Origin of the sequence: Bradyrhizobium sp. NBAIM08 (assembly GCF_020193935.1) — a bacterium.
Lineage (GTDB): Bacteria > Pseudomonadota > Alphaproteobacteria > Rhizobiales > Xanthobacteraceae > Bradyrhizobium > Bradyrhizobium yuanmingense.
Map to the genome: position 1 here is coordinate 876,748 of NZ_JADYVR010000002.1, position 22,549 is coordinate 899,296.

12 protein-coding genes are annotated in these 22,549 nt (G+C 63.7%); 1 reads left to right on the forward strand and 11 read right to left on the reverse strand.

Going from position 1 to position 22,549, the window contains the following annotated elements; all coding sequences use genetic code 11:
- Nucleotide 1: 1 nt before the first annotated feature.
- From I6F37_RS10315 to I6F37_RS10360, 10 genes are all read right to left on the reverse strand, one after another.
- The gene (locus tag I6F37_RS10315) at nt 2-9,733 is read right to left on the reverse strand and encodes a non-ribosomal peptide synthetase (RefSeq protein WP_225151091.1); all 9,732 of its coding nucleotides are present in this window, start codon (nt 9,731-9,733) and stop codon (nt 2-4) included.
- Between the two features lie 56 nt (nt 9,734-9,789).
- Nucleotides 9,790-10,758, reverse strand: a complete 969-nt coding sequence (locus I6F37_RS10320) for a TauD/TfdA family dioxygenase (protein WP_036013450.1) — start codon at nt 10,756-10,758, stop codon at nt 9,790-9,792.
- Nucleotides 10,727-11,482, reverse strand: coding sequence for a thioesterase II family protein (locus I6F37_RS10325; protein WP_081494622.1), 756 nt, complete (start codon nt 11,480-11,482; stop codon nt 10,727-10,729). Before I6F37_RS10325 ends, I6F37_RS10320 begins: the two co-directional genes overlap by 32 nt.
- Before the next feature lie 21 nt (nt 11,483-11,503).
- A complete protein-coding gene (locus tag I6F37_RS10330; RefSeq protein WP_036013449.1) occupies nt 11,504-11,731 on the reverse strand; it encodes an MbtH family protein in 228 nt (75 codons plus the stop codon).
- Between the two features lie 98 nt (nt 11,732-11,829).
- A complete protein-coding gene (locus tag I6F37_RS10335; RefSeq protein ID WP_141697691.1) occupies nt 11,830-12,084 on the reverse strand; it encodes a hypothetical protein in 255 nt (84 codons plus the stop codon).
- Nucleotides 12,085-12,106: 22 nt separating this feature from the next.
- The gene (locus I6F37_RS10340) at nt 12,107-14,446 is read right to left on the reverse strand and encodes a TonB-dependent siderophore receptor (RefSeq protein ID WP_036013447.1); all 2,340 of its coding nucleotides are present in this window, start codon (nt 14,444-14,446) and stop codon (nt 12,107-12,109) included.
- A 249-nt stretch (nt 14,447-14,695) separates the two neighbouring features.
- Entirely contained in the window at nt 14,696-15,844 is a 1,149-nt protein-coding gene (locus I6F37_RS10345) for an amidohydrolase (RefSeq protein ID WP_036013444.1), read from the reverse strand.
- A 271-nt stretch (nt 15,845-16,115) separates the two neighbouring features.
- The gene (locus I6F37_RS10350; protein ID WP_036013441.1) at nt 16,116-16,547 is read right to left on the reverse strand and encodes a RidA family protein; all 432 of its coding nucleotides are present in this window, start codon (nt 16,545-16,547) and stop codon (nt 16,116-16,118) included.
- Nucleotides 16,548-16,565: 18 nt separating this feature from the next.
- Nucleotides 16,566-17,744 carry an acyl-CoA dehydrogenase family protein gene (locus I6F37_RS10355; RefSeq protein ID WP_225151093.1) on the reverse strand — a complete coding sequence of 393 codons (1,179 nt, stop codon included), beginning with the start codon at nt 17,742-17,744 and terminating at the stop codon, nt 16,566-16,568.
- Nucleotides 17,745-17,760: 16 nt separating this feature from the next.
- On the reverse strand, nt 17,761-20,079 hold the full coding sequence (locus I6F37_RS10360; protein WP_225151095.1) for a bifunctional salicylyl-CoA 5-hydroxylase/oxidoreductase: 2,319 nt from the start codon (nt 20,077-20,079) through the stop codon (nt 17,761-17,763).
- A 281-nt stretch (nt 20,080-20,360) separates the two neighbouring features.
- Between I6F37_RS10360 and I6F37_RS10365 the strand changes: the two genes are divergently transcribed.
- The gene (locus I6F37_RS10365; RefSeq protein ID WP_036034548.1) at nt 20,361-20,867 is read left to right on the forward strand and encodes a MarR family winged helix-turn-helix transcriptional regulator; all 507 of its coding nucleotides are present in this window, start codon (nt 20,361-20,363) and stop codon (nt 20,865-20,867) included.
- Nucleotides 20,868-20,879: 12 nt separating this feature from the next.
- On the opposite strand, the gene I6F37_RS10370 is transcribed toward I6F37_RS10365, so the two are convergent.
- A complete protein-coding gene (locus I6F37_RS10370; protein WP_225151097.1) occupies nt 20,880-22,544 on the reverse strand; it encodes an ATP-dependent acyl-CoA ligase in 1,665 nt (554 codons plus the stop codon).
- Between the last annotated feature and the right edge of the window lie 5 nt (nt 22,545-22,549).

Genomic DNA, 22,549 nt, shown 5'->3' on the forward strand with positions numbered 1-22,549 from the left:
CTCACTGCTCCGTTCCCACCAGTTCCTGGAGCTCTTCGGCATCGAATTCTTGCTCGATGAGCCTGATCGAAACGACCCGGGCAAATGAGGCAAGATCGGGATGAGCGAACAGATCCGAGACCGCGATTGACACGCCGATCTCCTGCGACACCCGGCTCAGCACCCGCACTGCGAGCAAGGAATGTCCGCCGAGCTCGAAGAAGTGATCGTTGCGTCCGACCTGATCGACGTCGAGCAGCTCCGCCCAGATCCCAGCCAGCGCAAGCTCGATCTCGTCCTCGGGTGCCTCGTAGGTGCGACGCACCAACGCATCCTCGCCCGGCGCCGGCAGTGCACGCCGATCGATCTTACCGTTAGCGGTGAGCGGCAACTGCTCCAGCACCGTCACCGACGACGGCACCATGTAGTCAGGCAGAACGGCGGACAGTGCATCGCGCAAGGCGCGGCCGTCGAGCGACGGCCCGCCACTCGCATAGGCGAACAATTGGCGCCCGGTCCGGCCTTCGCCCGCCACAACGGCCGCCGCACGCACGCCACGCTGCTCGAGCAGACGCGCCTCGATCTCTCCGAGCTCGATACGGAAGCCGCGGATCTTCACCTGCTGGTCGGCGCGGCCGACATATTCAATCACGCCGTCGTTGCGCCAGCGCGCGAGATCGCCGGTGCGATAGAGGCGCGTGCCATCGTCGCTGAACGGATCGGGGACGAACCGCTCCGCGGTCAGTGCAGCCCGGTTCAGATAGCCGCGGGCCTGGCCAACACCACCGATGAACAGCTCGCCGGTGACGCCGGCGGGAACGATATTGAGGTCGGAATCGAGAATGTGCGCCGACCTCGCACCAACGGGCCGTCCGATCGGTGCGGGTTGGTGAGGTGTCAACGCGGCGGCGTCGACGATCCACGCCGTCGGCGCGATCACCGTCTCGGTCGGGCCGTAGGCGTTGACCAGAAGATCGATCTTGACAGCTTCTCGAAATGCCCTGACTCCGGTATCGGACCAGGCTTCGCCACCGACGATACAGGCCCTGATCGCCAGCCTGCGCCCGCCCTGCCGCAATGCCGCGCTCAATTGATCCGCATAGGCCGGCGGCAGAAAGATCGAGGTCACCGCGTTGCGGGTCATCTCGCTGACGAGATCGTCAATCAGGAGACCGGGCTTCGAAGGCAGGACGAGCGAACCGCCCGTCATCAGCGGTACCAGCCATCGCTCGTGGGCGATGTCGAAATTGATCGATGCCGTCTGGAACTCGCGGTCACGCGAGGTCATGCGGTACAGTTGGCCGATGGCTTCGCAATGCATCGCCAGCGGTCCGCGCGCAACCGCCACGCCTTTCGGCGCGCCGGTCGACCCGGACGTGTAGATGACATAGGCCAGGCTGTCCGGATGGATTTCGATGTCGAGGTTCCCGCCGTCCTCGCCGGCGCGCGGCGATGGCTGGTCGATGCAGAGCGCCTCGACCCCGGCTTCGCGCAGCACCGGTGCAAGCGGCTCGAGCAGCGCGCCTTGCGTCAGGACCAGCGCCGCGCCGCCGTCACGCAGCATGTAGGCAAGCCGCTCGGCCGGATAATCCGGATCGAGCGGCAGATAGGCGCCTCCGGCCTTCAGAACCGCGAGCAGCGCGATGATCATGTCCGGGCTTCGGCTCAAGGCAATGCCGACCAGCCGATCCGGACCGACGTTCCAGAGGCGAAGGCGTCGTGCGAGCGCGTTCGCACGCGCGTTCAACTCGCCATAGGAGATGCGCTGGTCGCCGCAGACGATGGCAATGGCAGACCGCGCCTGCGCGGCCTGTGCTTCGATATGCATCACGACGTCGGCGCAGGATGATGCGGAGGTCAGCCGCGCTGCGCCACTCCATTCGAGAGCTCGTCGCGCGTCCTGCTCGACTGCCGCAGAAAGATCACCGAGCGCACATTCCGAATTCGCCGCAATCCGTTCCAGCAGGGCGTGGAGAATGTCGCGAAGGCGCAGGATCGCCGCCTCGTCGACCCGGCTCCGGTCATAGTTGAATTCAATGTTCAGCCGATCGCCGGCGGCGAACACCGCGACCGCCAGCGCATAGTTCGTCGGCGTCACATGCGCCACACGTCCCAGCCGCGGACCACCTTCCCCGCCTCGCAGCACCCCCTCGTCGATCGGATAGTTTTCGAACACCAGGATACTGTCGAACAGCGGCTGCCCGGCACGGCCGGCGAGGCGCTGAATGTCGTAGAGCGGCGTCCAACCGTGCTCGCGCAGCGCCAAATTCTGTTCCTGCAACTGGCGCAGCCAATCGCCCACGATAGCTTGCGGGCTGGTCGCATCGACGATGGGAAGCGTGTTGATGAAGAGGCCCACCATCTCCTCTGAACCGGGCAATTCGGCCGGACGACCCGAGATGGTCACGCCGAAAGAGACCGCGGACTGCCCCGAATGACGCCGCAGCAGCTGCGCCCACGCGCCCTGGATGAGCGTATTGAGCGTCACCCGTTCATGCCTGGCAAAGGACTTCAATCGCTCGGTCAACGCTGCGTCCACCGCAAGCCCGACGCTGGCATGGCCTTCGGCGAGGGATGTTTTGGGGGGCGTCAGTGTGTTCGCGAGCAATGTGGGCGCCTCAAGCCCTGCCAGAGCCTCGCGCCAGAACCTCTCGGCGCTCTCGCGATCGCGGCCCTGCAACCATGCAATGTAGTCGCGATAGCCGCCCTGCACGGCCGGCAGCGGGCGGCCGCTCGCCTGCTGCAACACCTCGGCCACGAGCCGGGCCGAGCTCCAACCATCGACGAAGATGTGATGATGGGTCCAGATCAGCCAATGCCTGTCGTCGTCGAGACGGATCAGACGGATACGCTGAAGCGGCGGCTGCGAAATGTCGAAGCCCATCGCGCGCTCACGCCGGGACATCTCCGCCAGCGCGGCTTGCAGATCCGCAGGCGCGCTGTCGCGCCAATCCTCCTCGACGAACGGCACCGTCACTTGGCGATGCACCACCTGCTGCGCTGCGCCCGACAGGTTCTGCCAGACAAACCCGGTCCGCAGGGTCGCATGCCGGTCGCTGACCATCTGCCACGCGGCTTTCAGCTTGCCGGCATCGACGCCGAACAGCTCGAGCCCGACCTGATTCACATAGGCGTCGTTGGCACCGTCGCGCAGCGCATGAAACAGCATGCCCTGCTGCATCGGCGAGAGCGGATAGATGTCCTCGATGCCGCGCAGATCCAGGTTCGCAGCCAACCGGTCGAGGTCGGCTTGAGCGAGCCCAGACAGCGGGACATCCGATGGCGTGAGGCCGAACGCTCCATTGCAGCAGTGGGTGATCAGTTCGCGCAGTGCGTCTTTGTAATGTGCGGCGAGCCGCTCGACCGTCGCGTCCCGGTAGCGCTTGCGTCCGTATCCGAGAGATAGTTCCAATCGGCCGTCACGCACGAGGCCAGTGATGTTCAGCCAGCCGCGCATGGGTGCCGTGGCGCTACGCGAGGGACCTGCACTCTCCGCTGCGAAGGAGAAGCGCTGGTTGGTGCCTATGTTGGCGTCGAAGCGGCCTAGATAGTTGAAGACGATCTGCGGCTCCGCCAATTGAGCCAGAGCATGGCGCTGCTGCTCGGAGCCGAGATGGCGCAACACGCCATAGCCGATCCCGCGATTCGGAATCGCGCGAAGCGTCTCCTTGACCGCCTTGATCAGCGACGCCTCGTCGCCTGCATCTTTCAGCCGGACCGGGAAGGCCGTCGTGAACCAGCCGACGGTGCGGGACACATCCGCATCTGGGAAGATCTCCTCGCGGCCGTGGCCTTCGAGCTCCACGGTGATCTCGTCGTGCTGGCTCCAGCGCGACACCGCGCGCACGAGACCGGCGAGCAGGAGATCGTTGGCCTGGGTCCGATAGGCAGCCGGCGCCTGTTCGAGGAGCTGTGACGTCAGGTCGGCATCCAACACCAAGGACACCTCGCCGCCATCACCGACGCGATCGACATCGCCATGGTCGTCGTTGCATGGCAGGCGTGCGCCGGCGCCACGATCCAGCCAATACGGCAATTCGGCCGCGATCTCCGCCGTTCCCGCATAGGCATGCAGCCGCTCGCTCCACGAGGCAAAGGAGTCGCTCTTCGGCGGCAGCGCGACGGGACTGCCACGCTGCAGCTGGTCATAGGCCAACGCCAGGTCTTCCAGCAGGATACGCCAGGACACGCCATCGACGACGAGATGATGGATCGCAAGCAGCAAGCGTTGGCTACCGTCCGCCAGGTCCATGCCGACCGCGCGCAGCAGCGGTCCGGAAGACAGTGAGAGGCTTTCCTGCGCGGCACGGGCGAGCGCCGTGATGTCCGTCGCGCCGCCGACGCCCGCGTGAATCCATAACAGTTCGGATGACGCCGGTGCCGGGCCCTGCTCCGCCCGCCAGGCGCCATCCACCTGCTTGAACCGCAAACGCAGCGCATCGTGATGGTCCGAGATGGCCGCAAGCGCGCGCCGCAGCGTCTCCCAATCGACCTGCATACGGGGCAGCAGCAGAACCGCCTGGTTCCAGTGATCCCGGTTGGCAATCTCCTCGGCGAAGAAGCGCGTCTGAATCGGCATCAGATGGGGCATGCCAGATGCGGTGTCGCCGACTGACGCCTTCGCCGCCGGTCTCTCCTTCTTGGTCGTCCCCGCCGATATCACGGCGACCGTCGCCAACCCGGCAATCGTCTGCTGGCTGAAGATCTGCTTCGGAGTGAGCCGGATGCCGCGCTTGCGCAAGCGGGCGATGATCTGCAGGCTCAGAATCGAATCGCCGCCGAGTTCGAAGAAATTGTCATTACGGCCGACGCGCTCGCGAACGAGCACCTCGCACCAGACCGCCGCGATGGCAATTTCAATATCCCCCGCAGGCGCGGCATAGCCGGCCGACGCCCCTTCTTCGGCCGGTTCGGGCAAGGCGCGACGATCGACCTTTCCATTCGGCGTCAGCGGCAATTGCGCCAACATGACGATGTGTGACGGAACCATATAGTCCGGCACGATTGCAGCCAGCTGTTGCTTGATCGCATCGGCCTGTGGAGCGGCGCCGCTCTCAGCCACGCAATAGGCGATCAGCTCCTGGCGCTCACTTTCACCGATGGCGCGTGAAACGACCACCGCGTCACCGATCCCCTGCAGCGCCTTGATAACGCGCGCGACCTCGCCCAACTCGATGCGATAGCCGCGCAACTTGATCTGGTCATCAGAACGACCCAGGAATATCAGCCGGCCCTCGCGGTCGCAGCGGACACGATCCCCGGTTCGGTAGAGGCGCCCGCCCGCGGCGCCGAACGGATCCGGCACGAAGCGTTCCGCGGTCAGGCCCGCCGCGCCGCGATAGCCCCGCGCCAGCCCAGCGCCGCCGACATAGAGCTCGCCAACGACTCCGATCGGCACCTCGTTCAAGGCGTCATCGAGGACATGGACGCGCAGATTGGCAAGAGGCAGACCGATCGGAACCGAACCGTCCCCGCGGCCTGCCGCGCACTCATGCGTCACCGCACCGACGGTCGTTTCCGTGGGCCCGTAATGATTCAGGATCCGGCATTCCGGCCGCAAACGCCGGACGTCGTCCAGCAGCGCGCCATCGCACGCCTCGCCGCCCAGGACGAGCGCGTCGCGGGGGAGCAGATCGGCCGAGTGCGAGGCCTGAAGCAGCCCTCGCAGATGGCTCGGCACGATCTTGAGAATGTCGACCTCGCCCTCGCGCATCGCTTGTGCAAACGCATCCGCGTCGAATACGGCCTCCGGTGACAGCAGATGCAGCGTGCCGCCGGATGCGAGCGCACCGAACAGGACAGTGTGGCCGAGGTCGGCCGCCACCGTCGAAACCATCGCCATGCTCGCCGACGGGCGCGGCTTCAGGCGCTGCAACAAGGCTTGCACGTAATTGGCCAAGGCCCCGTGCGAGACGCTGACGCCCTTAGGCGCGCCGGTCGATCCGGAGGTATAGATGACGTAAGCGGTCTGCGCCGGGTGAATGATCGTGTCGGGCGGCAGGCTCGACACCTCGGCGCGCGCCGCTTCCGCCTCCGCCTCGAGCACCAGGCAGCCCCGCTCGCGCGCATCCGCCAATTTGTCGCCCGCCGCAAGCATGATGTCGATGCCACCGTCGGTCAGGATACGGCGGACGCGCTCCAACGGCCATTTCGGATCGAGCGGGACATAAGAGCCGCCCGCCTTCAGCACACCGAGCAAGGCGACGACAAAGGCCGGAGAGCGCTCGATCCACAGCGCAACCGGTGTCTCGCGTGCCACGCCCTTCGCGATGAGGGCGTGTGCGATACGATTTGACCGCTGCTCGAGCGCCGCAAAGGTCAGTTGCCCCCGGCCGCATCGAATGGCGATGGCGGTCTGTCGATCGACTGTCGCCGCGCGATGCAGGCTCACCACATCGGCGAAGCCGAACGCCGCAGCCTCACTCGGCACGGTCTGCCGGTGTCCGTCGTCGATGACGAAGTCCGATATCCGCCGCTCGGCGTTGTCGGCAATCTGGCGCAGCATCGAACCGAATTGCGTCGCCAATCGCGCGATAGTCGGACGCTCGAACAGATCGGTGGCGTAGTTGAACGTGACCTTCATGCCGACGCCATCGATGACGTCGAGGGCGACATCGAAATGCGAACCAGCGAGATCGACAATGTCGATGTCGGCAGTGAGCCCCCCGACGCCGGAGAAACCGCCCGGCGCCGTCATGTAGTTGAACTTCGCCTGGAACAGGGGATTTTGCCCACCGCTGCGTTCGGGCTTGAGGCCGTCGACCAGCATTTCGAACGGAAGATCCTGGTGCGTCAGCGCCTCGACCACCGACTCCCTGACCTGACGCAACAGGCTGGTGAAGCTCGCTTCGGCGGTCATCTCGGCCCGCAGCACCAGCGTGTTGACGAAACATCCGATCAGTCGTTCGAGCTGCGTATGCCGGCGCCCGGCGACCGGCACGCCGACACGCAAATCACTCTGCCCGGTGTAGCGCTGGAGCAGCGCGTAATATGCGCCGAGCAGCAGCATGAAGACGCTGACGCGCTGCTTGCCGGCGATCTCCCGGAGCCGGGACGCAAGCACGGCGTCGATGGCCAGACCGATCGTATCGCCGGCATGGCTCTGGATCGTCGGGCGCGGCCGATCATGCGGCAGCGCCAGCACCGGGTGAACATCGCCGAGCTTGGCGCGCCAATAGGCGAGCTGCCGATCGCCCTCGCCGCCCGCAAGCCAGCTTCGCTGCCAGGCCGCAAAATCAGCATATTGAATTGCCGGAACCGGCGGCACGCCTGCGCCTTGACCAGTACCGGCTCGATAGAGAGCGGCCAGCTCTTCGAGCAACACATCAAGCGACCTGCCATCGACGATGATGTGATGGGCCAGCAGCAGCAGTTCATACGCATCGTCCGCGAATTGAAGCAGCACGACGCGCAACAATGGCCCGTTCACGAGATCGAACGGCTTGCCGAGCTCTGATCGCCTGACCGTCTCCGCGCGCTCGGAGCGCTCCCGCACAGAATAGGCGCGGAGATCCTCGTGCCGAACGCCGATGCTCATGACATCGTGGACGAGCTGCGTCCCACGGCCGTCTCTGGCGATGAACGTGGTGCGCAATATCTCGTGACGACGGACGATCTCGCCGAAAGCACGCGAAAGCACTGCACGGTCGAGCCGTCCCTTCAGACCGATTGTGCTCGCAACGGTATAGGCTGTCCCAGCAGGATCCATGTTCCAGAGGAACCAGAGCCGCTCCTGTGCGTGCGACAGCATCGTGCGATCGGCCGCGACGGCCCATGGGATCGGCGGGAGCGCCCGGCCAGCGCCGGTGCCCGCCAAAACATCGATCCGGCCAGCGAAGGCCGCAAGCGCCGGCGCGTCGAAGAAGGTGCGCAGCTCCACTTCCACGTTCAGGCGGTCGCGGATCGCCGCGGCTACTTGGCCAGCCGCGATCGAGTTTCCGCCCAGCACAAAGAAATCGTCCTCGCGATGCACCGCCGCGACGCCAAGCGCCTCGCACCACATCGCAGCGACGGCGCGCTCGGTATCAGTCGCCGGCACCGTCAGGGATGCAGTGCCGCGGCGACGCCCTCTCTCGAACACCGCGAAGCTGTCGAGCGTGTTGTCGGCGAGACGCGTTGCGCAGGCCGACCGCTGCAGCTTGCCGCTCGTCGTCAGCGGCATCGCTTGCGGGTTCAGCAGAACGATCACGGCCGGATATTCCTGCGCCTGCCGGAGCACGGCTTCGCCGATCGCATGTGCGAGCGCTTCCGGATTGCTACGCTTGAGCACGGCGCGGCTGAACTCCGCCGCCACTCCGATGGCTTCACGCCCCTCGACCTCGATGGGAAAGGCGGCAACCCGTCCGCTGCGGACGGTTTCGACCTCGGCTTCGACCGCCTGCTCAACATCCGTCGGATAGACGTTCTGCCCGCGAACGATCAGCAGGTCCTTGAGACGACCGGCCACCACGAGTGCGCCGTCGCGAAGGAAGCCGATGTCGCCGGTCCGCAGCCAACGCGCACCATCTCGCTCGACGAAGGCTTGATGCGTGGCCTCGACATTGTTCCAGTAGCCGAGCGCGACACTGGGACCAGTGACCCAGATCTCGCCCACCTCATTCGCCTCGGCCACCGCCGATTCGTCGACGCGCATGATGCGCACGGCGTGACCAGCAGCAGTTCGACCACATGCCACGAGGTCCGTGCCTTCGCTGGCGCTCGCGATGCGGCCGGCGGCGAGTTCCGCGGTGTCGAGCGTGTAGCTGACGGTCCCGGCGGTGATGTCGCTGGCCGTGACAAGCAGCGTCGCCTCCGCAAGTCCATAGCAAGCCGTCAACGCCCGTCGATCGAACCCGGCCCGCGCAAACCGGTCGCCAAATTTCTCGAAGGTGGTGCGGCGGACGAACTCCGAGCCCGAGAACGCAAACCTCCACCGGCTGAGGTCGAGCCGACGGATGGTCTCTTCCGAGATGCGGTCGGTGCAGAGTGAGTACGCGAAGTCGGGGCCACCGCTCAACGTGCCGCCGTGACGGTCGATGGCCTCGAGCCAGCGCCGTGGCCGCTCCAGGAAGTTCCGTGGCGACATCAGGACGCCGGTAAAGCCCGTGAACAGCGGGTTCAGAAGTCCGCCGATCAGCCCCATGTCGTGATAGAGCGGCAGCCAGCTCACAAACACATCGTCCGGCGTTCCACTACAAACCGCTTCGATCGCACGCTCGTTGGCCGCTAGATTGCCATGGGAGACGCAAACGCCCTTCGGCTGCGAGGTCGAGCCGGATGTGTATTGGAGGAACGCGATCCCATCGGTGGCAGGCCTCGTCTCGCACCAGTCCGCGGCGAGATCGGGCGAAATCGTGTCCACCGCAACGATCTCCACGTCGGCGAGCTCGGGCAATGCCGCCTCGATGAGACCGCGCAGCCCCGTCTCCACCAGGATGAAGCGAGGCGCGGCATCCCGCAGGATACCGTTCAGTCGTCCTGCATAGCGCTCGGGACCGCCCTCAGGCGGATACGCCGGCACGGCGACTACGCCCGAATACAGGCAGGCATAGAATGCGACGGCATAGTTGATCCCGCTCGGAAGCAGAATCACCGCCCGTTCGCCCGCACCGCCCATCTGCTGAAACCATGCCGCAAGCGCCCTGATCCGAGCGTCCAGCGCGGCAAACGTCAGCTCATCGGCAACGTCGTCGCCTTCGAGGAACCGCAAAGCCATCTTCTGCGGTCGCAAAGCGGCATGCTCTCGCAAGCGTTCGACGAGGTTGGATCTATCCATCTTCGAAAATTCCTGTCCGGCCGCGCGCCGGAAATCCCCACGCCGAGTGCCGCCGATCACCCCTGCCGATGAGCTTCGGCCATGGCGACGATCACCTTGCGCGGCCCCTTGAACGGGGCACGCGCGTGCGCGGTGAGCATGTTGTCGAGCATCACGACGTCCCCAGCCTGCCAGGGAAAGCTGATCTTGTGCCTCTCCAGAACGGTCCGGACCGTTGACAATGTTTCGTCCTCGATCGTCGAACCGTCGCCATAGAAGACGTTGCGCGGTAGATCGGCTTCGTCCTCGACCACGTCGAGCAGACTCTCGCGCACCTCCGGCTCGAGATTGGAGACATGGAACAGATGCGCCTGGTTGAACCAGACCCACTCCTTCGTGACCGGGTGCTGCGCCGTGCCCTGACAGACCTGGCGCGTACGGAGTTCGCCATCTTCCTTCCACTCGCATTCGATGTCGTGGCGAGCGCAGTAAGCTTCCACCTCCGATCTGGAGTCGGTGCCGAACACCTGCTGCCAATCGACGTCGAGCCCGTTGCCGTAGTTCCGCACATACATCACGCCCTTCTCGGCGAACCGCTCGCGAATGGCCGGCGGCATGTCGCGATAGATGGCGCGGCTGTCGGCGATCGGCGTCTCGCCGCCTTCCAGCGCCGGCTGCATGCAGTAGAACCAGATCTTCATCGGCCAATCGCGGGTATAGGCCTGCTCGTTGTGCAGCGGGATATGCTGGTGCGGCGGATACTCCGTGGACGTGTAGACGCCTGAGGTCACCTGCGAACGCGGCGTCGACCCGAACTCGTAGGTCAGCAGCGGGTGGCCGAAATCGGCCGCGAAGGCTCGAAACGCATCGGGACCATCGAGCGCGAAATCGCGAAACACGATGCCGCCGCTGTCGGTGAGGTACCGGTCGATCGTTGCACGCAGCATGGGAAGGGATTCGCCGAGCGGCTGCCCGGCCTCACCTGCCCTAAGCAGCATGGGAAGAGCCTTGCCCTCAATGAGTGGCTGGACGGAGAACGCGCTCATGATCCTCGCTCCGATGCAAACCGGTCGATCGCCCCGATTGCCGGGCCAGCGCCCAGCCGATCCGGTCGATCAGTTCGGCCTGCTGTGTGTGAATGAAGAAGTGATGCCCGGGCAGAATATCGAGCGTGAATGCCGCCGAGGTCTCCAGCCGCCAAGCCTCGAGTGCTTCGCGGCTGGTCTCGTCGTCCGCTCCGCCAAAAACGTGTACGGGGCACGGCAATGGACGCCGCGGCCGGTAGGCATAGGCTCCGCACATCAGAAAATCTGCGCGCAGTACCGGCAGCGCGGATCGCATCAACTCGGCATTCGACAGCGCCTCGTCGGGTGTGCCCTGAAGATCACGCAGCTCCTGCATCAGCGCCTGGTCGCTCAGGGGATGGCGCCACTTGCTGCCGTCCCGAACCGCCGGCGCTTCCGCACCCGAGGCGAAGAGAATGGCCGGCGCAGGCACTCCGCTATCGAGCAGGCCATGTGCGAGCTCGAACGCGATCACGGCACCGAGGCTGTGCCCGAACAACGCATAGGGCCCGTCGAGCTGCGCCGCGAGTTCACCAGCCAGCTGCGCCGCCAGCACGCCCGGATCGGTCGCCAGCGGCTCGTCCATGCGCGCACCACGCCCGGGCCATTCGACCGGCCGAACGTCGATCCATGACGGCAGCAGCCTGCGCCACCGCGCATAGAACATGGCACTGCCGCCGGAATAAGGCAGACAAAGAAGCCGCATCGGACAACCAGACTTCGCTGACTACGTCGTCTGCTGAGGCGACGCGCCGTCCATGAACTTGCGCAAGCTGAGCGGGCGCATGTCGGTCCACACCTGCTCGATATGGTCGAGACATTCCTTCTTGCTGCCTGACTTGCCCACCGCCTTCCAGCCGGCCGGAATCTCCTTGAACGTCGGCCAGATGGAGTATTGCTCTTCGTGATTGACGACGACGGTGAAGGTGACGTCGTCTCTGTCGAACACCATCATGGCGCGATCCCCTTTTCGGAAAGCGAAAGCAGAGACGTTTGACTAGGTCAGAAGCCGACGAGGGTCAAAGCAATATCGACGCGCCTTTTTGTAAGACCTCAAAACTGGCGACGGGAGAACACAATGCAACCTCCGCGCTTGCGCGCCAATACGCGGGAAAATATCGAGATTTCAGAACATGTCGCAGATTGCTGCAATTCTAACTGCGTAAGAAGGAACTTTTCCGATGTAGCATGATGGTGCATTTTATCGCGGTGGTGTTTCATGACACTGTCATCAATCGCGACAAGTGCAGCTTGCTGATTATGGACCAACGAAAAACCGCCGCGGACCAGATCCACGGCGGTGCGCATCGGGAGTACCAAGGACCAGCGTTCAGAAATTGAACGTCGTCGACAGGAGGTAGGTGCGCGGCGCGCCGAGTGATACCGCGCTACTCACCGTGCGATAGGAATTCCAGTACGCCTCGTTGAACACGTTCTCCACGCTGGCGCGAACAACAATCGGCTTGCCGTTCCAAGGCGATAGGAATGTGTAGCGCGCGCCAAGGTCAACTCGCGTCCACGCTGGAAGCTCCTGCGTATTCGCATCGTTGGCGTAGCTCTCGCTAGTGTAGATGACCCGGCCGGTCATAGTCAGTCCCGGCAGGAACGGGGTGTCCCACTCGGCGCCGAGGTTCAAGTTAACCGCCGACACGCCGACGGGAACCTTGCCATTGTAGTTGACGATGATCGATCCGACGGAGACCGCCTGCCTGACGACCTCGCCGTCAATGAAGGTCACACCACCCAGCACCCGGAACGTCGGGGTCACCTCCCCGAAGGTGAACAGTTCGAAGCCCCGATTGCGCTGCTCGCCGGAAAGTCGCCTCGCAGGTAGGGTTTGCCCCGGCACTGCGACCGAAATAATGTTCGGACTGCTGATGTCAAATGCGCTGGCAGTAAAGCCGATCCGGCCCATATCGACCTTCATGCCGACTTCCTTCTGCTTGGTCTGAGCAGGAGGAATGATCTCGCCAACGTTCGAATATGACGTGGCGCCGACAACGACTTCGGGCGCCTTAAGGCCTTCGATGTAGTTTGCGTAAAGGGAGATGTTCTCCACCGGCTTGACGATGACCGCATAGCCGGGACTCCAGGTCGGAACGTCGACACTCGATTTGGCAGAGGTCAGCAGGTTCACGCTGTCTACGCCCGCTGTCTGCCGCCTCGCCCCGACAACAAACTGAAGCCTGTTGTTGAACATCGACATCGTATCAGCGATACCGACACTGGTAAGCTTGGTTCGCGTCTCCAGGTTCTGGGCGACGGTAGCGAAGTTGGGATAAGGGATCGGAACCGGATTGTACAAGTTTGAATTGATCGCAGCGCCTGCCCTGCCGAACGAACTGTAATCTCGCTCGAAAGCCGAGTAGTTCACAGTCAAGAGATGATTGATGGGGCCGGTATCCACCGAGGCTCGCAGCCCGACCTCACCTGTATAATTGTCATAAACATCGCGCCCGCTGAATGGAACGGCCGTCCAGTTGCCGTTCGCGTTCGTGATGCGCGGCGATGGATAGACGTAGTCGATCTCGCTCTTGTGATATCCAGCCGCACCGTACGCCGTCACCGACTCCGTTAAATCGACTTCACCGCGCGTCATGGCAAACGCGTCTTTCGGTTTCCATGTCGCCCATTCCGGCATGTAATTGGCGCCGGGCTTCGGAAGGGCGGGAACTGGGATGGTGGTCGCGAACGGAGGACTGGTGGTAAACGTCAGGAACCGCAGCGGCGGCTTCAGATCATCAGCCTGATAACCGATATCCGTTGAAAAGCGCACGCGTTCACCCCGGTAGTCCAGATTGAGCACGGCGTTGCCGAACTGATCGGTCTGCCGATCATACGCAGTCGAGCCGCCCCGCGCCTCACCATTGAACCGGACGCCCCATTCTTTATGTTCGCCGTATCGACGGCTCACATCGGTTTGCAGTCCGAACTGAGACCTTGATATGTAAAGTGCAGTGAGTTGCGTGATGTCGAAGTCAGGTGCGCGCTTAGTCACCAAGTTAATGCTACCACCATTGGCACCTGCAGGCGGCATGCCGCCGAGAAGCACGCCCGGTCCCTTCAGAACCTCGACGCGCTCAAGGAAATTCGCTGACGTGGAATAGAACGGCGCCATTCCATAGAGGCCATTCATGGCGTAGTCGCCACTGTCGTGGTAGAAGCCCCTGATGTAGACACCATCGATGCCATTGCCGGCAGGCGTCTTCACCCGGACCGAGGGATCGTTGAACAGCACATCGCCGACGGTGCGCGCCTGCTGATTCTTGATCAGCTCCGCCGTATAGCTCGTCTGGTTGAACGGCGTGTTCATCACGCCGCGATTGCCGAGCAGACCGAGACTCCCGCCGGTTGCAACCTGGCCGCCTGCGTAGGCGGGCGGCACCGTGCCGACCGTTCCGGTCGAGGGCACCACATAGGGAACGGGTGCAGCCTGGCGCGGAGGCGCCGCGGCGACTGATCGCTGTCCGCGCGAGGCGCGCGTCGACTGTGATCTCTGGACCGGCTGACGAACTCTTGGCTTGGGGGCATCCACGGTCACGGGCGGCAGATTGGATTGCGCAACCGCATGCTGAAGGTCACCCGAAGATTCCATCGACAGTGCGAGATAACTCACCGCGCCCAACGATAGTGTACGCACGATTTTCCTGGCCGAGAGTTCACGCATCATTCCTGCGCCCCAATTCCACTTGCAAGCACGTCCCCGTCGCTTCCTAACATACGACGGTGCTGCGAGAAGGAATTGGGACCTAGAAATTATCTAAGGTTGCACGACGAAACCGTCGTGATCGGAGAAGCGATTTCCTGCTTCGAACTTCACTGCAAATTTTCGAAAGCTTCTAGTTTCAAATCGTTCTAAGTGCCGATCCAACATGTGACATGCAGGCGATACGCTGTCACTCAGTCCGGAATTCTCTATTTAGCCAAGCAGGTTGCGTATGGTGCGTATGAATATTCTTGCACCAACTTCTATCAACTGATCCGGAAAGTCGTAGTTCGACTCATGCAGCCCGGGATGCTCTTTGCCGGCTCCCAGGAAAAACATCGCCGACTTCGAACGGGAGCCAAAACGTCCGAAGTCCTCGGAGCCACGCAGTGGAAGGCCCTCCGCCGAATGTCGCACCCCCTCTGCGTCCAGCGCGCTTCTAAGCTGGGCAACAGCATCGACGTCGTTTGCGCAATGATTGAAGACGTCGCGATAAGCGATTTCCGTGCTCAGCCCCTCGCCGGCCGTCACGCGCCGAACCAAGTCTTCCGCCTCCAGGCGGAGCCGTTCCATCATCATGTCGGTGCATGTTCTCAGTGTCGCCCACAATTCGCCGAAGCCCGGCGCGATACCGAACGCAGGCTCCCCAAGTCTTGCGTGGGTGACCGTCAGCATTGAGAAGTCGTCGTCTAGCTCCGTCCCGCGCCCGAGCGCGGGTATCTCCAGCAGAAGCCTGGCGAGCGCGTCTTTCGGGGAGATACCGAGCGCCGGATTCGACGCGTGCGTCGTTCGTCCTGATAATCTGATCTGCATTCCTTGCGAGGCGCAATTCACCAAACCTTCGGCAAGAGAGACCTGTCCAAGACCGAGGCCGGGAAGGTTATGCAGCGCGAAGACAAAGTCGGGCCGCACCTGCTCAAACTTCGCGTCAGCCAGAACGGCGGCCGCACCGGACCCGTCCTCCTCGGCCGGCTGAAACAGGAGCGCTACGCGACCTCGGCTTGGACGTTGCTGGCTCAGATTTTGCGCTACGGCCGCCAGAATTGCCATATGACCATCATGACCGCAGAGATGGGCCTTTCCTGCTATCAGCGATCGATGCTTGAGTTGTGATTTTTCCTGAATCGGCAGTGCATCCAGCTCGGCCCGAAGCATGATCGTCGGGCCAGACTCACGTCCATCATAGATTCCAAGCACGCCGTGACCACCGAGGCCCGAAACGATCCTGTCGGCACCCGCCGCCTGAAGACGGGCCCGCACGGCTTCCGCGGTTTTTGCCTCTTGCCCCGACAGTTCCGGCACGGCGTGAAGATGGCGTCGCCATGCCACCAATTCATTCAGATCGTTCTCGGTCAGGAACATTGGGCTTCTTTCTCACTCATGACCGGCGGCGAAACGCCTGTTGTAGTCGCTGCACTGCTCTCGTCAATTCGATCGCGCGGAAGCCGAGCTCAGTATCACGCCTCAGACCGTCTGCTCAAATTTGCAGTCGATAGATTTTTGTGCATCTCCCGGTGCACACATCGTGCACACGCCGCCCCTTAGCCGATTGAAAATATTGAGCTCTCGCTCCAATCCATCATGGGCGCCGTAGAGAGCTTTCCATCGTGCGAGCCTGCGGCCGACGCCTTCGTCAGCGCGGCACGACGGCCGTCGCCTCGATCTCGACACGCGAGGATGGCTCGACGAGACGCACGATCTGCACCAGCGCCATGCTGGGGTAATGGGTGCCAATGACCTCGCGATAGACTTTGCCGAGCGCCTTCAGGTTCGACACATATTCGTCCATATCCACGACGTACCAGGTCAGGCGCACGAGATGGTCCGGCCGCGCGCCGCCCTCTGCCAGGATCGCGACGATGTTTTCGAACGTCTGGCGGACCTGCGCAACGAGTCCGTCGGCAAATCGCCCGGCTGCGTCCCAACCGACCACACCACCCGTCACGATGAGTCGTCCTTCAGCCATGACGCCGTTCGCATGCCCCTTCGGCTGCGGCCAGCCGCTGGGCTGAAGCAGTTGCAGACCACGCGTCGCGGGAACTTCCGGCTTGCTGATCGTGCTCATGCGTCGCTCTCAATCCTCTCAGCGCGGCTTCAACAGCTCGCGTGCGACAATCAATTTCTGGACCTCGGTCGCGCCCTCGTAGATGCGCAGCGCGCGGATTTCGCGGTAGAGACTTTCGACGACCTCTCCCTTGCGCACGCCGCGGCCGCCGAACATCTGGACGGCACGGTCGATGACGCGCTGCGCGGTCTCGGTGGCGGTCAGCTTCGCCATGGCAGCTTCGCGCGTCGTCGGAAGCTTCTGCACATCGCGGCGCCAGGCCGCGCGGTAGGTCAGCAACGCCGCGGCATCGGTGTCGGTCGCCATGTCGCCGAGCGCGGCCTGGGTCAGTTGAAGATCCCCCAGCGTCGCACCGAACATGTTTCGGCTGCGGGCATGCGACAATGCCTCGTCGAGCGCGCGACGGGCAAAGCCGAGGGCTGCGGCGGCGACCGATGCGCGGAAAATATCCAACGTCTGCATCGCGAGCTTGAACCCGCCCCCGGGCGCGCCGAGCCTACGGCTCGCGGGAATCCGGCAATTAGTAAAGCGCAACGTGGCCAGCGGGTGCGGCGCGATGACGTCGATGCGCTCGGCAATGCTAAAACCGGGATCATCCGGAAAGACGACGAGGGCCGAAATGCCGCGGGCGCCCGGCGCCTCGCCCGTTCGCGCAAACAGCGTATAGACGTCGGCAATGCCGCCGTTCGAGATCCAGGTCTTCTCGCCGTCGATGACGTAGTTGTCGCCGTCGACCCGCGCCGTGCAGGACATCGCTGCGACGTCCGACCCCGCCCCCTTCTCGGAGAGCGCGAAGGCCGCGAGCCATTCGCCGGAACGCACCTTCGGCAGCACGGCCTTGCGCAACTCCGCCGAGCCACCCAGTGCAATCGCTCCGGAGCCAAGCCCCTGCATGGCGAAAGCAAAATCGGCGAGGCCATCGGCATAGGCCAGCGACTCGCGCGACAGGCAGATCGAGCGGGAATCGATCGACGTCGCATCGCCATCGGGCGCCGCGACCGCGCAATCGAGCAACCCCGCCGCGCCCATCGCGCGCACAAGCTTGCGACAGGCACCATCCACATCATTGTGATCGATCTTGTCGAGGGCTCCCGACTGCACGAAGCGATCGAGCGCCTCGCCGATCGCAAGATGGCGGGGCTCGAAGAACGGCCAGTCCAGCCATTCGCGCCGGATCATCTTTACCACGGAGTTCATCCGATCCCTCCTTCGCTCACTGCGCGGCCACGGCAGCGGCACGCGCCAGATTGGCTTCGTATTGTCCCTTGGCGGACAGATACTGCTTCGGCCAGTTGACCGCTGTGATGCCGATGCGCGCGGCTTCGTGCAGCGTCCAGGCCGGGTCGGCGAGATGCGGCCGCGCAATCGCGCAGAGATCCGCGCGGCCAGCCGCGAGAATCGAGTTGGCGTGATCGGCCTCGGAGATCGCACCGACTGCTATCGTCTCGATGCCGACTTCGTTGCGGATCAGATCGGCGAATGGCGTCTGGAACAGGCGGCCGTAGATCGGCCGTTCCTCCTTCCAGACCTGTCCCGAGGAGCAATCGATCACGTCTGCTCCCGCCTCCTTGAACATCCCAGCGAAGATCGCGGCGTCGGCCGGCGTGTTGCCGCCTTCGGTCCAGTCATGGCAGGACAGCCGCACCGACATCGGCCGATCGGATGGCCACGCCGCGCGCATCGCCCTGAAGACCTCCAGCGGAAAGCGCGCACGATTTTCGTGGTTGCCGCCATATTCGTCAGTCCGCCGGTTGGTCAGCGGCGAGAGGAAGCTCGACAGCAAATAGCCATGGGCGCAATGAAGCTCGAGCCAATCGACACCGGCGTCGGCAGCACGGCGCGTTGCGGCGACGAAATCGTCGCGGACGCGGTCCATGTCGCTGCGGTTCATCTCCCGCGGCAACTGGCTGTGCGGCAGATAGGGCAGCGCGGAAGCCGAGATCAGCGGCCAATTGCCTGAAGCCAGCGGTTGGTCAATCCCCTCCCAGGCGAGCCGGGTCGATCCCTTCCGCCCGGCATGGCCGAGCTGGATGCCGACCTTGGCATGTCCGAGGCTATGGACCAGATCGACCAGCCGGCGCCATTGTGCCGCTTGCTCATCATTCCAGAGCCCGAGACAGCCCGGCGTAATCCTGGCATCCGGTGAGACGCAGGTCATCTCGGCAAAGATCAACGCGGCGCCGCCCATGGCGCGCGCTCCGAGGTGGGCGATGTGGAAGTCGTTGATCAGCCCGTCCTTCGCCGAATACATCGCCATCGGCGAGACCATGATGCGGTTCGCCAGCGTGAGGCCGCGCACGCGGTGCGGCGTCAGCATCGGCGGCGGTACCCGTTCGCCGTCCTCGACGGCGATGCCCGAGCGCGCGGCAAACCATCGCTCGAATCCTTCCAACCAGGCACGGTCGCGCAGGCGCAGGTTTTCATGGCTGATGCGCTGGGAACGCGTCAGCATCGAATAGAAGAATTGCGGCGGTTCGAGCGTATCAGCATAGCGCCGGCCGACCACCTCGAACCATTCCATCGCATTGCGCGCGGCGTTCTGGATGCGCGCCACGTCGACGCGGCGTACTTCCTCGTAGGCCTCCAGCACGGTCTGGATGCGGTCGCGCCCGTGACCATGGCGATCGAACTGGTTGGCGAGCTCGATGGCGTCGTCGAGCGCGAGCTTGGTGCCCGACCCGATGGCGAAATGCGCGGTGTGCGCGGCGTCCCCCATCAGCACGACATGGGAGCGGCCGTTGAACACGCTCCATTTGCCGCAGATCAGGCGGCTGAAATTGAGCCAGGCCGAGCCGCGCAGATGGCGGGCGTTGGTCAAGAGCTTCGCACCGTCGAGCGTCTCGGCGAAGATCTTCTCGCAGAAGTCGATCGACCCTTGCTGATCGAGCTCGCCCAGCCCGTGAGCATTGTAGGTCTCTTCCGTGGTCTCGACGATGAAGGTCGAGGTCTCCGCGTCGAACTTGTAAATGTGTGCCTGGAACCAGCCGTGCTCGGTCCTCTGGAAATCGAACGTGAAGGCGTCGAACGCCTTCTTGGTACCGAGCCAGATGTAGCGGTTCGGCCGGATCACCATGTCCGGCTGGAACTGTTCGGCATAGCGGGCGCGAATCCTGGAATTCACACCGTCGGTGGCCACGATCAGGTCGGCGTCGGGGAATTCAAGATCGGACTCCACCTCACGCTCGAAGGCGAGCTCGACACCCAGAGCCTCGCAGCGCCTCTGGAGAATGTTGAGCAGATGCTTGCGACCAATGCCGATGAAGCCGTGGCCGGTCGTGCGCTGGCGCGTCCCCTTGAAGATCAGCTCGATGTCGTCCCAATGATTGAAGGCGTCCTCGATCTCGGCCGCGCTTTCGGGGTCGGCAAGACGCATCGCAGACATCATGGCATCGGAGAATACCACCCCCCAGCCAAACGTATCGTAGGGCTTGTTGCGCTCGACGACCGTGACGACATGTTCCGGATGTCGACGCTTCATCAGGAGGCCCAGATAGAGGCCGGCCGGCCCGCCGCCGATACAGACTATGCGCATGATCCCTCGCTTTCGCGCGTTGCGCCGAGCTCTCACCCAATTATTTTAAGTATAAAATATTTCCTCGACGCGTGCCTTGTCAAGGCGGTTCTGCAAAGGCCCTGGAGGGCACGCCCCTCGCCGCAGCGTCGATCTGAATTTTAGTGTAAATCGGATGCACGGCGGCGCCGATTCCGGATCCCTCGGACCTAGCCTTGAATTTACTTTTGGCACGAACTATCTTGCCAATGTCCACGAGAGCTGCGCCAGCTTTCGTAAGCCACGAAGCCCGGGAGATTCGATTGGCACTCGCGAAGGAGTCCACCCCTGTTTCGGCCAGGAACGAGACGGATCAGGAGGCTGAGTACAGGGCTCAAACACGCCTTTGGCTCCGACTGCTCGCCTGCACGTCCCTCATCGAAAGCGAGTTGCGGCGCCGGTTTCGCGAAGAGTTCGACTTCACGATGCCCCGCTTCGACGTTCTCGCCCAGCTCGACCGCGAACCAAGCGGACTTGTGCTGGGAGAGCTGCCCAAGCGCCTGATGGTCTCCGCCGGGAACCTCACGCCAATCGTCGACCGCCTGGTCGCAGATGGATACATCACCCGCACGGCGTCGAACCTCGACCGGCGGGTGCAGATCGTCTGTATGACGGTCGAAGGCCGCAAGATCTTCAGGCGAATGGCCAAGAGCCACGGCGCATGGCTTGCCGAGCTGCTGGCGGATTTCCCGGCAGATCGGTTCGATGGATTGATCGGCGAGCTCGACGAACTCAAGGCCGCCGTCAGGGACGCCTTGCAAAAACCTTGAGCGAATACGACGTCAGCGTCGTATCTTCACTCCGGCCGCTTCGCGATCCCACGTATCCGTCGTGACGCCGGCATCGCGCAGCACGCCCTTCTTGATCTTGCCGTTCTCCGTCAGCGGCATCTGGCTGAGGATTCGCACATAGCGCGGAATGGCGAAATAGGCGATCCGCCCTTCGCAATGCCTGACGACGTCGACGGGCTGTAGCAAGTGGCCCGGCTCCAGCAGAATTGCAGCGGCAACTTCGTCCTCACCCAACTCCGACGGCAGCGGGTAGATCGCGCAGGCAGCGACCGCGGGGTGCGACTGGATCGCCTGCTCGACCTCCCATGAGGACACGTTCTCGCCGCGCCTGCGGATGGAATCCTTCATGCGATCGATGAAGCGATAATGCCCGTCGGAATCGCGAACGACCCGATCGCCTGAGTGGAACCACAGATTTCGCCAGGCCTCCACGGTCTTCTCCGGCATGCCGAAATAGCCGGACGCGAACGCAAAGGGTTCTCTCGCGCGAAGCACGAGCTCGCCGGCCTCTCCATCAGGCAGCGCGGAATCATTCTCGTCGACGATCCGCGCCTCAATGCCATCGGCCAGGTACCCCATCGTCCCCGCCCGATCCGACGGAATCGTGCCGGCGAACACGAAATTCGTCTCCGTCGACCCGTAGCCGTCGACCAGCGGTACGCCGAAGCGCTCGCGGAACGGGCTGTGGATTTGCGGCGGCACGCCGCCGCCAAGAGCGACACGAAGGCGATGCATTGACTCGTCTGCGCTCTTCGGCTGTGCCAGCAGCATCGAGGCCATCGCACCGAGCAGATAGCCGACCGTCGCATTGTGCTGTCGCGCGGCAGCCCAAAAGCCGGAAGCCGAGAACTTCGGCTCGAGCACGTACGTGCATCCGTTCAGCAGCGCCTGATAGAACGCATTCAGCGCGTTGGTGTGGAACAGCGGCAGCGTCGTGAACAGCACATCTCCCTCGCGGATTCCGAGCGCGCGCGCCGAATAGACGCCCCACCAGAACAGCTGCGCCTGCGGACAGCACACACCCTTCGCAGGCCCCGTGGTGCCCGACGTATAGAGGATCGCAACGGTGTCACCGGGACGCACGGCGCCGGCCGGGGCTGCGGCGCCAAGAGGCGGCAGCGGGACCGCGGAAAGCCTGGCACCGATTGCGTCGGCGGCAGCTCCGATGATCCAGGTCCGAGGCGGCAGCTCGACATCCGCCTCGACACTCTCGACCGCGCTGACGAACTGAGCCTCGATGACGAGCAGCGCGGGACGCGAGTTGCGGAAAATGTGGGACAGCTGGAAGCCGCGCAAGGCGGTATTGATCGGGACCGCAATCGCCCCCAGCCACGCACAGCCGAGATAGACCTGCAAGAACTCCGGACGGTTCGAGCACATCAGCGCGACCCGGTCGCCCGGCTTGATCCCGGTATCGACCAGCGTCTGGGCCGACGCAGCCGCAATCGTCGCAGCCTGCGTAAAGCTCCAACGCGCCTCTCCGGCAACGAGCAGAAGGCGATCGCCGTAACGCTCCGCCTGGCGCGTGAGCATCGTCGAGAGGATGCGCTCAGACGGCGGAAACGACGCCATCGCGCGCGCCCAGGCAGGCGTCACGTCCTCACCGCCGACCACCTCGGTGATGTTCGCTAGCGCATCTTTCTCCATTGCGACCATGCTCG

Bases quoted from the DNA above. Each gene is read 5' to 3' on its own strand.
- I6F37_RS10315 (WP_225151091.1), bottom strand. From the start codon at position 9,733: ATGGATAGATCCAACCTCGTCGAACGCTTGCGAGAGCATGCCGCTTTG.
- I6F37_RS10320 (WP_036013450.1), bottom strand. From the start codon at position 10,758: ATGAGCGCGTTCTCCGTCCAGCCACTCATTGAGGGCAAGGCTCTTCCC.
- I6F37_RS10325 (WP_081494622.1), bottom strand. From the start codon at position 11,482: ATGCGGCTTCTTTGTCTGCCTTATTCCGGCGGCAGTGCCATGTTCTAT.
- I6F37_RS10330 (WP_036013449.1), bottom strand. From the start codon at position 11,731: ATGATGGTGTTCGACAGAGACGACGTCACCTTCACCGTCGTCGTCAAT.
- I6F37_RS10335 (WP_141697691.1), bottom strand. From the start codon at position 12,084: ATGCGCACCGCCGTGGATCTGGTCCGCGGCGGTTTTTCGTTGGTCCAT.
- I6F37_RS10340 (WP_036013447.1), bottom strand. From the start codon at position 14,446: ATGATGCGTGAACTCTCGGCCAGGAAAATCGTGCGTACACTATCGTTG.
- I6F37_RS10345 (WP_036013444.1), bottom strand. From the start codon at position 15,844: ATGTTCCTGACCGAGAACGATCTGAATGAATTGGTGGCATGGCGACGC.
- I6F37_RS10350 (WP_036013441.1), bottom strand. From the start codon at position 16,547: ATGAGCACGATCAGCAAGCCGGAAGTTCCCGCGACGCGTGGTCTGCAA.
- I6F37_RS10355 (WP_225151093.1), bottom strand. From the start codon at position 17,744: ATGAACTCCGTGGTAAAGATGATCCGGCGCGAATGGCTGGACTGGCCG.
- I6F37_RS10360 (WP_225151095.1), bottom strand. From the start codon at position 20,079: ATGCGCATAGTCTGTATCGGCGGCGGGCCGGCCGGCCTCTATCTGGGC.
- I6F37_RS10370 (WP_225151097.1), bottom strand. From the start codon at position 22,544: ATGGTCGCAATGGAGAAAGATGCGCTAGCGAACATCACCGAGGTGGTC.